The sequence below is a fragment of the Mycoavidus sp. SF9855 genome (assembly GCF_024582735.1).
Classification (GTDB): domain Bacteria; phylum Pseudomonadota; class Gammaproteobacteria; order Burkholderiales; family Burkholderiaceae; genus Mycoavidus.
In genome coordinates, this window is record NZ_CP102085.1 from 1,301,600 (window position 1) to 1,316,163 (window position 14,564).

At 50.9% G+C, this 14,564-nt stretch carries 12 protein-coding genes and 1 tRNA gene; 2 read left to right on the forward strand and 11 right to left on the reverse strand.

Translation table 11 applies throughout. From position 1 onward, the window contains the following. Nucleotides 1-10: 10 nt before the first annotated feature. The 6 genes from NQD60_RS04890 to rimP form a co-directional block, all read right to left on the reverse strand. Nucleotides 11-559, reverse strand: coding sequence for a peroxiredoxin (locus NQD60_RS04890; protein WP_257099875.1), 549 nt, complete (start codon nt 557-559; stop codon nt 11-13). A 232-nt stretch (nt 560-791) separates the two neighbouring features. After that, a complete protein-coding gene (truB, locus tag NQD60_RS04895) occupies nt 792-1,802 on the reverse strand; it encodes a tRNA pseudouridine(55) synthase TruB (protein WP_257099876.1) in 1,011 nt (336 codons plus the stop codon). 47 nt (nt 1,803-1,849) lie between these two features. Continuing rightward, nucleotides 1,850-2,218: a 30S ribosome-binding factor RbfA gene (rbfA, locus tag NQD60_RS04900; protein ID WP_223691182.1), complete on the reverse strand. Its 369-nt coding sequence runs from the start codon at nt 2,216-2,218 to the stop codon at nt 1,850-1,852. Nucleotides 2,219-2,232: 14 nt separating this feature from the next. Beyond that, complete coding sequence (infB, locus tag NQD60_RS04905; RefSeq protein ID WP_257099877.1) at nt 2,233-5,241, reverse strand: translation initiation factor IF-2; 3,009 nt, start codon at nt 5,239-5,241, stop codon at nt 2,233-2,235. A gap of 91 nt (nt 5,242-5,332) precedes the next feature. Continuing rightward, nucleotides 5,333-6,808 (reverse strand): transcription termination factor NusA, encoded by a 1,476-nt coding sequence (nusA, locus tag NQD60_RS04910; protein WP_257099878.1) that lies wholly within the window; start codon nt 6,806-6,808, stop codon nt 5,333-5,335. 13 nt (nt 6,809-6,821) lie between these two features. Next, nucleotides 6,822-7,256, reverse strand: coding sequence for a ribosome maturation factor RimP (rimP, locus tag NQD60_RS04915; RefSeq protein WP_223691188.1), 435 nt, complete (start codon nt 7,254-7,256; stop codon nt 6,822-6,824). A gap of 386 nt (nt 7,257-7,642) precedes the next feature. On the opposite strand from rimP, the gene thiC reads away from it, so the two are divergent. Then, nucleotides 7,643-9,595, forward strand: a complete 1,953-nt coding sequence (gene thiC, locus NQD60_RS04920; RefSeq protein WP_257099879.1) for a phosphomethylpyrimidine synthase ThiC — start codon at nt 7,643-7,645, stop codon at nt 9,593-9,595. Nucleotides 9,596-9,695: 100 nt separating this feature from the next. On the opposite strand, the gene NQD60_RS04925 is transcribed toward thiC, so the two are convergent. Further along, nucleotides 9,696-10,559 (reverse strand): DMT family transporter, encoded by an 864-nt coding sequence (locus NQD60_RS04925; RefSeq protein WP_257099880.1) that lies wholly within the window; start codon nt 10,557-10,559, stop codon nt 9,696-9,698. Then, nucleotides 10,556-11,011 carry a hypothetical protein gene (locus NQD60_RS04930; protein ID WP_257099881.1) on the reverse strand — a complete coding sequence of 152 codons (456 nt, stop codon included), beginning with the start codon at nt 11,009-11,011 and terminating at the stop codon, nt 10,556-10,558. Before NQD60_RS04930 ends, NQD60_RS04925 begins: the two co-directional genes overlap by 4 nt. A gap of 345 nt (nt 11,012-11,356) precedes the next feature. Here NQD60_RS04930 and NQD60_RS04935 point away from each other — a divergent pair. After that, a tRNA-Met gene (locus tag NQD60_RS04935) sits at nt 11,357-11,433 on the forward strand. Nucleotides 11,434-11,481: 48 nt separating this feature from the next. Here NQD60_RS04935 and NQD60_RS04940 read toward each other — a convergent pair. The 3 genes from NQD60_RS04940 to rimO form a co-directional block, all read right to left on the reverse strand. Beyond that, nucleotides 11,482-12,024, reverse strand: coding sequence for a DUF6013 family protein (locus NQD60_RS04940; RefSeq protein WP_257099882.1), 543 nt, complete (start codon nt 12,022-12,024; stop codon nt 11,482-11,484). A gap of 103 nt (nt 12,025-12,127) precedes the next feature. Beyond that, nucleotides 12,128-12,967: a phosphoserine phosphatase SerB gene (gene serB / locus NQD60_RS04945; RefSeq protein WP_257099883.1), complete on the reverse strand. Its 840-nt coding sequence runs from the start codon at nt 12,965-12,967 to the stop codon at nt 12,128-12,130. Between the two features lie 105 nt (nt 12,968-13,072). Beyond that, a complete protein-coding gene (gene rimO / locus NQD60_RS04950) occupies nt 13,073-14,446 on the reverse strand; it encodes a 30S ribosomal protein S12 methylthiotransferase RimO (protein ID WP_223691199.1) in 1,374 nt (457 codons plus the stop codon). Nucleotides 14,447-14,564 lie beyond the last annotated feature (118 nt).

Here is a 14,564-nt window from a genome sequence, read left to right on the forward strand (position 1 = left end):
TAAGTTCACGTTACAGCGTTGCGCCACCGACTGCCCGATTGCATGGACACAGTTCATCGGTTTGCAGACCATCCAAAATACGCAGGATTTCTTGCGGATTGCGGCCCACATTAAGATTGTTGACCGAAACATGCTGAATCACATTGTCTGGATCCACAATAAACGTCGCACGCAGTGCTACGCCGGCCTCGTGGTCACGAATCCCGAGTTGGTCAATCAACTCTCCCCGGACATCACCAAACGCGTAGTGGTTAAGTTTATCCAGATCTTTGTGCTCCCGACGCCAAGCCAGTTTAACAAATTCGTTGTCGCTGCTGCCACCGAGTAAGACCGCGTCACGATCGGCAAAGTCCTTCGTCAGTTTGCCAAACTCGACAATCTCAGTCGGGCAGACGAAGGTGAAGTCTTTCGGGTAGAAGTAAATGATTTTCCATTTGCCCGGAAAGGATTGCTCGGTGATATTTTCAAATGCCGATTGCCCATTCTCTTCATGGTGATTGAAACCAGGCTTCGCGGCCGCGACGGTAAAGGCTTCTAGTGTGTCACCAACGGTTTTCATATAAGGACTCCTGTGCGTGTGTTAGAAATAAATTGGAACTTAAAATGTAGCAAGCAACTAGGTAAAAGTTTAAACCTATTAATTATAAAGTCCAATAGAATTTAACTAATATTCTAAGTGATTTTAGCAATCAGAGGGGAATTCCACGGGGGTTGCGCGGCGGCGGTGAATTCAATCCAGCACTCCCCTGCCTCAGCTAACGCTAATGCACGCCGCTATAAAAATCAGTCGTTTATTGATTTGCAATCAGCCGCTCAGGCGCTAATATGCCTTCGATTAAACGCGCCGTCCCTAAAAATTGAGAGGTCTCGCCATAGACCCGCACCAGCGCCGTGTTGAGCGCTTCAGGTAGCGTGATGGGGGCTGACTCCAGTTCTGCTTCAGCGAGCAAGCGTAAGCGTTGCCCTTGCTTAAAACGGTGCGTTAGATCGGCCGCCAGGCGCACAGCTGGGTAGGTTGAAAGTAAGGTATCAGCGGGCTGCAAACACGCTAGACGCGCCGTATGAGAAGCGCTTGAAAGCGCATCCAGCGTCACCGCATCGGTGAGTTGCAATGAACCTACCCCAGTCCGGCGGAGCGCGCTTAGGTACGCCCCGCACCCGAGTGCTTCGCCAATATCTTGCGCGAGCACGCGTATATACGTTCCCTTACTACACTGCACGCGAATCTGCATTGTGCCTGTTGCGATCGGCATTGCGTCTGCTGCGATCGGTAATGGACTTATTTGAGCGGATGCAGGTAGCATACAATCGATCAATTCTAGCGCCTCAATCGTCACTGGACGCGCGTCACGCTCAAGCGTGATGCCTGCACGCGCATATTCATACAGTGGCTTGCCATCTCGCTTAAGCGCTGAATACATTGGCGGCACTTGCCATATTTCGCCGCGAAAGCGGGCTAGCACATCATGGACTGCTTGCAGTTCGCAGCGGACTGGTCGGGTCTGCACTATTTCGCCTTCGGCATCCGCCGTGGTCGTACAGATGCCGAGTACGAGCGTGGCTTCATAGAGCTTAGTTGCGTTCAGTAGATCGCTGGAGAATTTTGTGGCCTCGCCAAAACAGAGTGGCAAAAGGCCAGAGGCGAGCGGGTCAAGCGTGCCAGTGTGTCCGGCTTTTTTCGCCAAAAGCAGCCGCTTAGCGCGAATTAACGCTTCATTGCTAGAAAGGCCGAGAGGCTTATCAAGCAGGAGTACGCCATCCAGCGCATGCCGGGCAGGCTTAGTAGATTGAGCATTCGCCATAACTGTATGGAATTTATAGCGTCGTCAGCTGACTATCATGCGGCGCGTTAATCCTTCGCGCGCACTGTATTTGCTTCATCAATTAAACGTGACATCTCCGCGGCTTTTTCAAGCGTCTCATCAAAGAGGAAATGGAGCGTGGGCACTGTATGGATATGCAAGCGCTTAAACAGCAGATTACGCAAATGCCCGGCGGCATGGTTTAACGCTGTACCCGAGGTTTTCGGGTCCCCTGAGAGCGTAGTAAACCACACTTTGGCATGAGCATAATCAGGCGTAAGCTCCACGCTTTGCAGCGTGACAAAGCCAATGCGAGGATCTTTCACTTCACCGCGCATGATCATTTCAGACAAATCACGTTGGATTTGATCTGCGATGCGCGTGATGCGCTCAGGGTTAGTCCGTTTTTTAGGCATAGTCAATACAGCTTTTATAGTGTCCGTGCGACTTCCGTAATCTCAAAGGCTTCAAGTTGATCGCCTTCAAGGATATCGTTAAAGTTCTTAACGGACATACCGCATTCAAAGCCAGCCTTCACTTCACGCACATCGTCTTTGAAACGCTTAAGTGACTCAAGCTCACCGGTATGGATCACCACATTGTTGCGTAATACACGTACCTGAGAGGAGCGTTTAACCCACCCTTCGAGCACCATGCAACCAGCAACCGCACCCATCTTAGGCACACGAAATACCTGCCGCACATCGACCAGACCAGAAATCACTTCTTTTTTCTCTGGCGCAAGCATGCCTGACATGGCCGCTTTCATTTCGTCAACGGCATCGTAAATGATATTGTAGTAGCGAATATCAATCCCGTTGGCTTCGGCAAGTTTACGCGCTTGAGCATCAGCACGCGTATTAAAGCCGATCACCACCGCTTTAGAGGCAGTCGCCAGGTTTACATCCGACTCACTAATGCCGCCCACGGCTGCATGCACAACTTGTACCCGCACTTCGTTGGTGGACAGTTTTGTCAGCGTGTGCGTTAGTGCTTCTTGCGAACCTTGCACATCTGCTTTGATGATCAAGGACAGGTTTTGGACCTCACCTTCAGCCATTTGATCAAACATGTTTTCAAGCTTCGCAGCTTGTTGTTTGGCTAGCTTAACATCACGGAATTTACCTTGGCGAAAGAGTGCAATCTCACGTGCTTTACGTTCATCTGGCAAGACGATTACTTCTTCGCCAGCGCGCGGCACTTCGGATAGCCCTTGAATTTCAACCGGAATGGAAGGGCCTGCTTGCGCCGTTGGCTTACCATTTTCGTCCAGCATAGCGCGCACACGGCCATAAGCCGCGCCCACGAGCACAATATCGCCACCTTTTAAGGTACCTGATTGCACTAAAATCGTTGCTACCGGTCCGCGCCCTTTATCCAACCGTGCTTCAATCACTAAACCCTTAGCCAAGGCTGTGACGGGTGCAGTTAATTCAAGTACTTCCGCCTGCAGTAAAATTTGCTCAAGCAATTCATCAATACCCTCTCCCGTTTTAGCGGAAACGCGCATAAACGGAGCGTCGCCACCGTATTCTTCGGGAACTACACTTTGGGCGACCAACTCTTGCTTGACACGTTCTTCATTCGCGCCAGGTTTGTCGATTTTATTGATCGCGACCACAATCGGCACATTGCCTGCTTTAGCATGAGCAATTGCTTCTTTGGTTTGTGGCATCACGCCATCATCGGCCGCTACGACCAACACGACAATATCCGTAGCCTTCGCGCCGCGTGCGCGCATGGCGGTGAAGGCCTCATGGCCAGGCGTATCAAGGAAGGTAATAACTCCGCGTGGCGTTTCAACATGATAGGCGCCAATGTGCTGGGTAATGCCTCCTGCCTCGCCGGAGGCGACTTTAGCGCGGCGAATATAATCAAGCAGTGACGTTTTACCGTGATCCACATGGCCCATGACCGTCACGACCGGCGGCCGTGGCAATCTCTCCGCATCATATGAATCGCCTTCTAACAACAAGGCTTCTGGATCATCAAGCTTAGCCGCTAGCGCAGTATGGCCCAACTCTTCAACCACGATCATTGCTGTTTCTTGATCCAGCACTTGGTTGATGGTCACCATCTGGCCTAGCTTCATCATGACTTTAATCACTTCAGAAGCCTTCACGGACATCTTATGCGCAAGTTCTGCCGCGGTAATGGTCTCAGGCACATGAACTTCGCGCACAATAGGCTCTGGCGCTTGAAAAGACGTACGGTCGTCATGCTGATGCTTTCGCCCGCCTTTAGGGCCTCCGCGCCAGCCACGGTCGACACCGCCGCTCGCATCACCTCGAGTTTTGATGCCACGGCGCTTAGCCGCATCGTCTTGCCAACTCGATGTTTTGGTCGGTTTCTTTTTATCCGTGGTCGCAGTGACACTGACTGGTTTTTTAACTTCTTTTTTGACCGCTGTTGCACCTGCTGGTTTTGCAGGTTTATGCAAGGTCCCTTTGGCAACCACCGCTGCCGGCGGCGGTGGCGACGCTACCACTGGCTTGGGTTCAACCGCGCGCATCGCTTTACGCGGCGTGCTCATCATTTCTCGAATGGCAAGTGCCTCTGCCTCAGCAGCAGCGCGCCGGCGTTGGATTTCCGCTTCATCAACGGGCGCTTTTGCGACCATTTCATGTGCGCTAGCGCTGGCTTTTCTAACTACATAGCGCTGCCCAGTCCGCACGACAGTTGCTTGCCCAGTTTGCGGTTTTTGCTCCGTGACTTGCGGTTTTTGCTCTGTGACTTGCGGCTTTTTCTCTGTGACTTGCGGCTTTTTCTCTGTGAGTGGCGCCTGCTGAGTCGATTGGCTCAGTACCTCTGCCGAGGGCTGCGGCGGAGTCTCAGTTGGCACTGCTGCTTGAGTTACAGCGGCAGCTTGTGCAGCAGCGGCTTGTTTGGCAGCAGCTTGTTTGGCAGCCTCCTCTTCGGCACGACGGCGCTCAGCTTCGGCGGCTTCCTCGCGGAGCTTGCGCTCAGCTTCTTCCTGTGCAAGCTGTGCTTGGCGTTCCTGCTGTTCCTGCGCCTGACGAGCGAATAGTTCAGCCTGCTGGCGCGCTTCATCTTCACGGCGGCGCTCCAACTCTGCTTCATTCACTTCGTTGGGCTCGGCCACTGGGGGCTCGCTAACACGGGTCTCGCTAACATTTTCGTCACGTTTAACAAAGACACGCTTTTTCCGCACTTCGACTTGAATGGTACGAGCTTTGCCCGTAGCGTCAGATTGTCTAATTTCCGATACTTGTTTACGAGTCAGCGTAATTTTGCGTTTTTCCGCATCATCCGCACCATGGGCGCGGCGCAAATGCTCCAACAGACGTGCCTTATCGGCCTCCGACAGCGAATCATCCGTGCTTTTTTTATCAACGCCCGCTGCGCGTAATTGCTCTAGCAACACACCAGCAGGCATTTTAAGCTCCGCGGCAAATTGAGCTACATTATTGCTCGCCATTCATTCCTCATTAATTTCTATTTCCCGCCTAAAACAGGCTCTTTCATGCTCTTGCTTGGGCTAAGCCCAAGCGCACATCAACTCGCTACGCTTATTCGAACCAGTGTTCGCGTGCTTTCATGATTAAAGCTTTCGCAAGTTCTTCATCCATTGCAGCGATCTCAATGAGTTCGCTGGTATCCAATTCCGCTAATTCATCACGCGTTTGGATCTGGTGCGCAGCCAGTTTTGAAAGCAAGTCGGGATTCATGCCTTCAAGCGTTTTCAAATCAAGGGCGATATTTTCAACTTCCTCTTCGTTTGCAATCGCCATAGTCAACAGTGCATTACGTCCCCGGTTACGCAACTCATGTACCGTAGCTTCATCCAATGCCTCAATTTCAAGCATTTCGTTCAGCGGTACATAAGCCACTTCTTCGAGGCTCGCAAAGCCTTCATCCAGTAAAATGTCAGCGACTTCTTCATCGACATCTAAACGGGCCATAAATAAATCACGCAAACCTGAACGTTCCTGCGCTTGCTTGTCAGCCGATTCGTCTGGCGTCATGATATTGATTTGCCAACCGGTAAGCTCACTGGCTAAACGCACGTTCTGTCCACTACGACCAATGGCAACTGCCAATTCAGCATCGTCTACAACCACATCCATTGCATGTTTTTCTTCATCCACCATGATCGACTGCACGACCGCTGGCGCCAAAGCATTAATGACAAATTGGGCTGGCTCTTCCGACCAAAGTACTATATCGATATTTTCGCCGCCAAGTTCATTGCGGACGGCTTGTACTCGCGAGCCACGAATGCCAACGCACGTGCCAATCGGGTCGATCCTTTTATCATAGGCAACCACTGCGATTTTTGCACGTGTGCCTGGATCGCGCGCTGCCGATTTAATTTCAAGCAAACCTTGCTCGATCTCAGGCACTTCGATATCAAATAAATTCATCAGAAATTCTGGCGCTGTGCGCGAGAGTTCGATCTGCGGGCCGCGGGCGGTGCGGTCAACCTTAAGCAACCAAGCCCGGACGCGATCACCGACGCGGAGATTATCCCGTGGAATCAGTTGATCACGACGCAACACCCCTTCAACACGTCCCGACTCAACAATCAAGTTGCCTTTATCAAGCCGCTTGATAGTACCGGTCATGATGACTTCGCCGCGCTCCAGAAAATCATTCAGAATCTGCTCGCGCTCGGCATCGCGAATCCTTTGTAGGATAACTTGTTTAGCTGCTTGCGCACCAATCCGGCCAAAGCCAATCGATTCAACCAACTCTTCAAGATAATCGTCGACTTCGATATCCGGGATTTGCTCAAGTGCCTCAAACAACAGAACCTGTTTATCGGGCTCTTGCAAACCTGCCTCATCCGGCACCACCAGCCAACGACGGAAAGATTCATGAGACCCATTGCTACGGTTAATGGCCACCCGAATCTCTACATCTTCATTGTAAAGCTTCTTGGTGGCTGAAGCGAGAGCCGCCTCAAGCGCAACAAAGACAACCTCTTTACTCACGTTTTTTTCGCGGGCGAGCGCATCTACCAGCATCAATACTTCGCGACTCATTGCTTTATAGCTCCTAAAATTCTATTTGCGGCACAAGGCGAGCCTTATCAAGGTCAGCTAAGGTAAAATCTAGTACCGTTAACCCTTCTTTGCCTTCAAATTGCAACTTCATGGTTTCACCTTGAGGTTGCTGCAAAATACCTCGGTATTGCTTACGGCCATCCAGCGTTCTTTTCAGTGTGACGACTGCCTCACTGCCCGCAAAACGCTCAAAATCAGCCAATTTTTTTAGTGGCCGATCTAATCCTGGCGAGGACACTTCAAGGCGCTCATAATCCACATTCTCAACCGTCAGCACATGCTGCAGTTGGTGGCTCACTTTTGCACAATCCTCAATCTTAATACCCGCTGCTTGATCAATAAAAACACGCAACACACCACGCGCGCCATACTCAATATCAACCAGTTCATAACCCAGTCCATTGACTGTAGTTTCTATCAGTTGCACGTATTGACTCCACCCAAAGCTGCCTGAAAAATGGCTTAAGCGGCCTTTGCAGCGACACTGATCTGCTGCCAAAAAAAAATGGGCTCAATGCCCATCTGTTTTGCTAGCTACATGCTTTACCTTGCGTTGCCGAGCTTAAGCTCCCATTAAGTTTATAATTCTATACTTTTTTCAGGCCAGCGACAATCTGAATCTAAAAGCCGGGAATCTAGGCCATGCTGAAAACGCTCAATAATCTAAGGTTTAAAGCAGATAATGCAGTTAAATTGCAACGCCCACAAATAGTTCTTTGCGTGCTGCCAATGAAGCTGTAAGCTTGTGGCTTCAAGTGAGTCTGGGTCCTTCAAGAAACGAATTCGCACATAACTGCTAACTGGAGTGCTATTGTGACAACTACGAATACTAAACCAAAATTCATTTCCGCCACCGCGCTTGTCGATAGTGCGGCGATTGAGGCTTTGCCTAATTCAACCAAAATTTATGTGACTGGCTCACGGGCCGACCTGCGCGTACCCATGCGCAAGATTTCACAAGCCGATACTCCAAGCAGTTTCGGTGCCGAAAAAAATCCGCCGCTGTTCGTCTACGATACCTCGGGCCCCTATACTGATCCGCAGGCCAAGATTGATATCCGCTGCGGTTTGGCAGCCTTGCGCGACGCTTGGATTGAGGAACGCGGCGATACGGAAGCGCTGCCGCAACCTAGCAGCCGCTTTGGCCGCGAACATACGGCTGAGAAAAGCCATACGGAGTCACAATTTACCGGCTCCAAGCGCGTGCCACGGTGCGCCAAAGCAGGCGCCAATGTCAGTCAGATGCACTATGCGCGGCAGGGTATTATCACCCCTGAAATGGAGTTTATCGCCATCCGCGAGAACCAATGCCGCGCCGAATATCTAGCCAACCTACGCAGCAGTGGCCCACAAGGCGAGCGGCTCGCCGCCTTACTCGGCCGCCAACATCCAGGGCAGGCTTTTGGTGCGGCCCTCTCGAGCCAGCCAGGCTCAGTTAATAACACCTATGAAATTACGCCGGAATTTGTGCGCGACGAAATCGCCCGCGGCCGAGCCATCATCCCTGCCAATATCAATCACCCCGAACTCGAGCCGATGATCATCGGCCGCAATTTCTTGGTCAAAGTCAACGCCAATATCGGTAATTCAGCTTTGGGCTCATCGATTGGTGAAGAGGTCGATAAAATGACCTGGGCCATCCGTTGGGGTGCAGATACGGTGATGGATTTGTCGACCGGCAAAAATATTCATGAAACCCGTGAATGGATTCTGCGCAACAGCCCCGTCCCTATTGGCACCGTACCTATTTACCAAGCGCTTGAAAAGGTCAATGGCAAAGCCGAAGACTTAACCTGGGAAATTTTTCGCGATACCTTGATTGAACAGGCTGAACAAGGGGTGGATTACTTCACCATTCATGCCGGCGTGCTACTGCGCTATGTGCCAATGACCGCCAAGCGCATGACCGGCATTGTGTCGCGTGGTGGCTCCATTATTGCCAAATGGTGTCTGGCGCATCACCGCGAAAGCTTTATTTACGAGCATTTTGAAGATATTTGCGCCATCATGAAAGCCTATGACGTCAGTTTTTCGCTCGGCGATGGGCTGCGTCCCGGTTCGATTTACGATGCTAATGATGAGGCTCAATTAGCCGAATTAAAAACGCTCGGCGAGCTCACCCAAGTCGCCTGGAAGCATGATGTGCAAGTCATGATTGAGGGTCCAGGCCATGTGCCGATGCAGTTAATCAAAGAAAATATGGAGTTGCAACTCGATTGGTGCGACGAAGCACCCTTTTATACGCTGGGACCGCTCACCACCGATATTGCGCCAGGCTACGATCACATTACGTCAGGCATTGGCGCTGCGATGATTGGCTGGTTTGGCACCGCCATGCTCTGTTATGTCACCCCCAAAGAGCATCTAGGTCTGCCCAATAAAAATGATGTAAAAGAAGGCATGATCACGTATAAACTCGCCGCTCATGCCGCAGATTTGGCTAAAGGGCATCCAGGCTCACAGATTCGCGATAATGCGCTGTCGAAAGCGCGTTTTGAGTTTCGTTGGGAAGATCAGTTTAATCTGGGCCTAGACCCTGATAAAGCGCGTGAATTTCATGATGAAACACTGCCTAAAGACTCCGCCAAAGTCGCGCATTTCTGTTCAATGTGCGGGCCACACTTTTGCTCCATGAAAATCACGCAAGATGTCCGTGAATACGCTGCCAAAGCAGGGATTTCGAACGAACAGGCGCTGGCTCAAGGCCAAACCGAAAAGGCGATTGAATTCAGGCGCAGTGGGGCAGAAATTTATCAGCGTGATTAAGCGAAATAAAGCGTAATCATTGAAAACACGGCGAGCGGACAAAGTGCCGCTCGCACGCTTACCGGCCATCCCTCTTATCAGCCGGAATGCACGTTGTCCTTTAGTGCTCGTATTTACGGCTAAGAAAAAACACACTACCTATAGTAAGCACTACTCCAGCTGCCTGAACCGCACTCAGCGTTTCATCCAGAAACACCCATGACAGTAAAAGTGCGATTACCGGAACGAAGTAAAGCATCACGCCGGCGATGTGTACTTCCACCCATTTAAGCGAGTACAGATAAAGAACGAAGGCCAGAAAATACTGCATGGTTCCCGATGAAATAACCAGCAGAACGGCCCCCTTCGGCAGACGCAGGCTTGCACCGGAAAAAAACAGGAACACCGGAGCCAGAATGGCCGCATACGTCAGCTGGCCGGTGAGCAGTTGAAGGGGATTCATTGATTTAACCAGCCTGGATGAAATCACCACACAGAACGCGGCTGACAGTACACCGGCGAAAATCAGCAGATACCCGGAAAAACTTCCTCTAGGATTACCGGTTTCTGGGAATACAACCAAGAGGCTCCCCGCAAGAGCACCGACAAGCAGCAGAATAAACGTTCCCGCTGACTTAACTTTCACCTTCAGTATCAGCACGGAAAGTATCAGGATCATGGCTGATTCAAGGGAGAAAATCACCGATGCCGCACCGGCCGGAACCTTCTCAAGCCCGTACAGGGTCAAAATATAGGCCAGAAAGGGTTCAAAGATACCTGTGGCATACGCCCAGAGCGCCGGACGGTTCAGCATCAGGCGGTTCCTGCTAATCAGCAGCACAACCCAGGAGAGCAGTGTCGCTGAGAGGATCTGGAAGAAGAATAGTGTTCCGGCATCCATCTGCTCCAAGCCAGCTTTGCTCAGGACTATGGAGGCACCCCAGGAAAATGCGGCCAGGAAGGCAAGGAGAAAACCTTTTGTCATATGGCCTTCTCTTTCACATACAGGGGACCATCCTTAAAACGGCGGGGGCTGAAAGGATTAAAAAATGCTGCTTCTTCTTGCACCGGAATACCAATAAATGCGCCGTAGTAAGGATCATTTGAAGAAAGCTGTTCAAGCGAAACATAAAACCGGACATTCCATCCGAATATCGTCGGTTCATGAGAATCTATATATTCAAGAGGCCGGTCGTCACAGGTCAGCTCATCAGGGATAAGAACGTCCGTATGATAAAATCCACTGTAATAGGCACTGTCTTCGTTGGCAGCCGGGCAGCCGGCACGGTTAACTTTTTCGATGTGGTGCCATGTGGTTGAAATCTTCCTGTGATACGCGATACCGCCGCGTCCAACTGACTGTTCGGTCATTATTCTGATAGCATCCAGCGCCTGGGATGCGTTCTCGTATATTTTTTTATTCAGCGCGAGCCTCATAAAATGACCTAAGGCATTAACGGCGTCTGTGAAAAATTGACTGAGTATTGAGTTGGAATAGAGGTAGTGGGTACATACATAAGATTCCCCTTTCACAGAGAATTAAACAGTCCATCTTAATAATACACACCAAGATCGATATATTAAAGAGAGATATGTAACTCCCAAGGTCCCCTGCGTTATTCACCAACTGGTGCGATCCGAAGTCATACAATTGACAGCCATCACAACGCGCAGGATCGATAAACACATGCGCCAAGCAAACTCTGCAGGCGATTTTGAAAAAATAAAAAGAATTTACTTGCGTAAACTAGAACAGTTTGCTATAGTTCTGTTCTTACCGGACGCGGGGTGGAGCAGTCTGGCAGCTCGTCGGGCTCATAACCCGAAGGTCGTAGGTTCAAATCCTGCCCCCGCAACCAACTTAGCATTGCCTGTGTCTTACAGGCAATCGCGTCAGATGCTTGATTTTACCTAGTTGCCCTCACCGTCAAAATTGTTCCATCCGTCAGCTTGATTGTTTTAGATCCGCCATTCGTTGGCAATGTAAAGCGCACAATCTGGTGATGCATGCGGTCTTTCGGACAGCGTACTTTCTGACCACTTTTCTTTGTCTCAATATAAGTCCCCTGAGGCGCGTGCGCCCGAAAACCTAATTGAATCGTAGCAACGCCGTCGTGACCCACAACTGGAGCCAGTCGCACTTTGGTCTGCCGCAGCATTGCATGCTCGCTATCGCGTGGCATATTTTCCCAGTTCGAGCATTGCCGGTCAATCGGCACGGCCCCTGTAGGCGGTACCGTTTTCCAGGTAAAATCATCGACTTCACCTGAAGCAATCAGGCGCGTTTCTTGTGAATTGCCATACAGCTTGGAGACAACTTTGACGGTGTAATGAATCGGCGCATCAAGCGATTTTGGCATTTGGCCTAGCGCCAACCTACTGGTGCCGACTAAAGCCAGGGCTGAGAACATGAATACAATTTTGACTACTGTCGTTATCTGGTATTTCATCTGCCGCTCCTGCTATTTTTATGACCTGTTTAATTACCTTGCGCCTTGTCAAAATACAGCTTCCTGAATGATCAGCACCGTCTCCTAAACACCCACCAAGCATTCATTCAAATAAGCGCAAGACCCCGTCTAACCCCGTAAAATTCAATGATACGCGTGCTGCCTGCCGCACCACTGGCTTCGCCTGAAAAGCGACAGACAAACCCGCGGGCGCCATCATCAGCAGATCATTTGCCCCATCACCTATGACAATGGCACGGGAAGCTGTGATGCCCAACTCAGCGCAGACCTCATAGAGCCGGCGCCTTTTTACCTGAGCATCAACAATCTCACCGACCACCTCACCTGTTAGCTTACCATTACTCACGCCAAGCAGGTTCGCGTGCGCATAATCCAATCGCAGACGAGCCGTCAGCCGCTCTGTAAAAAATGTGAAGCCACCCGACACTAACAGCGTATGCAACCCCGCTGCTTGCACGCCAGCAAGCATCCGTTGCGCACCTAACGAGAGCTTTAAGCGTTTACGCCATACTTGCTCCAGCACACTGGCATCAAGCCCCTTTAACAAAGCAACCCGACGCCGCAGGCTCTCACCAAAATCACGCAGCTCGCCCCGCATAGAAGCCTCAGTGAGTGCCGTGACTTCAGCCTTAAGCCCACAAAAATCAGCAATTTCATCAATGCATTCGATGCTGATCAGGGTCGAATCCATATCCATCACGACCAAGCCGAAATCAGCCAAATGCAGTGGCGGCAGGTAAGCTGCATCAAGCTGGTGCTGAGCGCACCAGGCGGTGACTTCCGAGCGCCGAGCTAAATCTACGTCGAGAATACGCCCAGCATAGTCGTCGAGACGAATGGCCGCCACGCCACCGGCAAGTGCACGCGCTTGCTCAAGGTGGGCACTGAGCAGTGGCTGTGTGCTCTGGATAATAAGATTCACTGAAATTTAGCCTAACAATAATAAGATGCACTGAAATTTATTTAGCCGACCAAATGAGTCGAAATACTTCGTTCAAGAAATGAGTAGCCATCGATAACTCCTGCGTTAACTCGCTTTGCTACAGACTTCGCCCCATAAATCATGCCCTTGGGCGCCGGTAATTTTTACCTCAACAAAATCACCCGCTTGATAAGCTTGAGATGCTTTGGAAATCGGCTCAATATAAACTACGCCATCAATTTCTGGCGCATCTGCAGACGAACGCGCCACCCCGCCGGCTTCATTCAGTTCATCCACTAAGACACGCAATGTCTGCCCCACCTTACGCTTGAGACGTTGCACCGAGACCGTCTCGGCCACTTCCATAAAGCGCGCGCGCCGCTCATTGCGTACTGCATCGGGCAACGCCCCTGGCAATTCATTGGCAGCCGCACCGGTTACAGGAGAATAAGCAAAGCACCCTACCCGGTCCAGTTCAGCGGTGCGGATAAAGTCCAGCAAAGTTTCAAACTCGGCCTCCGTTTCCCCTGGAAAGCCGGCGATAAAAGTACTCCGAATCGTTAATTCAGGGCACATCGCGCGCCATGCTTGCACCCGCTCAAGCGATTTTTGCGCGTTGGCGGGACGTTTCATCCGTTTTAACACCGCCGGATGCGCATGCTGAAAGGGGACATCAAGGTAAGGCAGGATCCGTTGCTGCACCATCAACGGAATCAGTTCGTCGACATGCGGATAAGGATAAACATAATGTAGGCGTACCCAGGCACCATACTGAGCCGCCAACTCGCCTAACGCCGTTGCGAGCTCAGTAATCCGGGTTTTGATCGGCCGGCCATTCCAAAAACCCATACGATATTTGACATCAACACCATAAGCGCTGGTATCTTGCGAAATCACGAGCAGTTCGCGGACCCCCGCACGCAACAGATTTTCTGCTTCCAGCATAATATCCGCGACCGGCCGCGAGACTAAATCGCCCCGCATCGACGGGATGATGCAAAAGGTACAGTGATGATTACAGCCTTCAGAGATTTTCAGATAGGCGTAATGGCGAGGCGTTAACTTCACGCCTGCGGCCGGCACCAGATCAGCAAAGGGGTCGTGCGGCTTTGGCAAATGCTGATGCACCGCCTGCATAACTTCGCCCAGCGCATGCGGCCCCGTGACGGCGAGTACTTTTGGATGAATGTCTTTAATCAAAGAGGCGCCGCTTGCGCTTTTTTTCGCCCCCAAGCAACCCGTGACAATAACTTTACCGTTTTCATGTAAAGCTTCGCCAATTGTATCCAAGCTTTCCTGCACCGCTTCATCGATGAAACCACAGGTGTTTACCACCACTAGATCAGCGCCAGCGTAGGTCGCAGAAATTTCATAGCCTTCGGCGCGCAATTGAGTCAAAATATGTTCAGAATCGACTAGGGCCTTTGGGCAACCCAGTGAAACAAAACCAACCTTAGGTGTAGAATGGGTAAGCGGCATCGTATAAAATCAGGAATAAAGAGGTAAACCAACAAGAAGGACGCAGGATACAACAAAGAAAACATTAAGCCAAACTGATCGGCTCGAAGAATTGATGCAACCTAAAATTTCCACTATT

What these genes read in the sequence shown, in the direction of transcription:
- NQD60_RS04925 (WP_257099880.1), bottom strand. Translation starts at nt 10,559, where the DNA reads ATGACAAAAGGTTTTCTCCTTGCCTTCCTGGCCGCATTTTCCTGGGGT.
- truB (WP_257099876.1), bottom strand. Translation starts at nt 1,802, where the DNA reads ATGGCGAATGCTCAATCTACTAAGCCTGCCCGGCATGCGCTGGATGGC.
- infB (WP_257099877.1), bottom strand. Translation starts at nt 5,241, where the DNA reads ATGGCGAGCAATAATGTAGCTCAATTTGCCGCGGAGCTTAAAATGCCT.
- NQD60_RS04890 (WP_257099875.1), bottom strand. Translation starts at nt 559, where the DNA reads ATGAAAACCGTTGGTGACACACTAGAAGCCTTTACCGTCGCGGCCGCG.
- NQD60_RS04940 (WP_257099882.1), bottom strand. Translation starts at nt 12,024, where the DNA reads ATGAAATACCAGATAACGACAGTAGTCAAAATTGTATTCATGTTCTCA.
- nusA (WP_257099878.1), bottom strand. Translation starts at nt 6,808, where the DNA reads ATGAGTCGCGAAGTATTGATGCTGGTAGATGCGCTCGCCCGCGAAAAA.
- NQD60_RS04930 (WP_257099881.1), bottom strand. Translation starts at nt 11,011, where the DNA reads ATGAGGCTCGCGCTGAATAAAAAAATATACGAGAACGCATCCCAGGCG.
- rimO (WP_223691199.1), bottom strand. Translation starts at nt 14,446, where the DNA reads ATGCCGCTTACCCATTCTACACCTAAGGTTGGTTTTGTTTCACTGGGT.
- rbfA (WP_223691182.1), bottom strand. Translation starts at nt 2,218, where the DNA reads ATGCCTAAAAAACGGACTAACCCTGAGCGCATCACGCGCATCGCAGAT.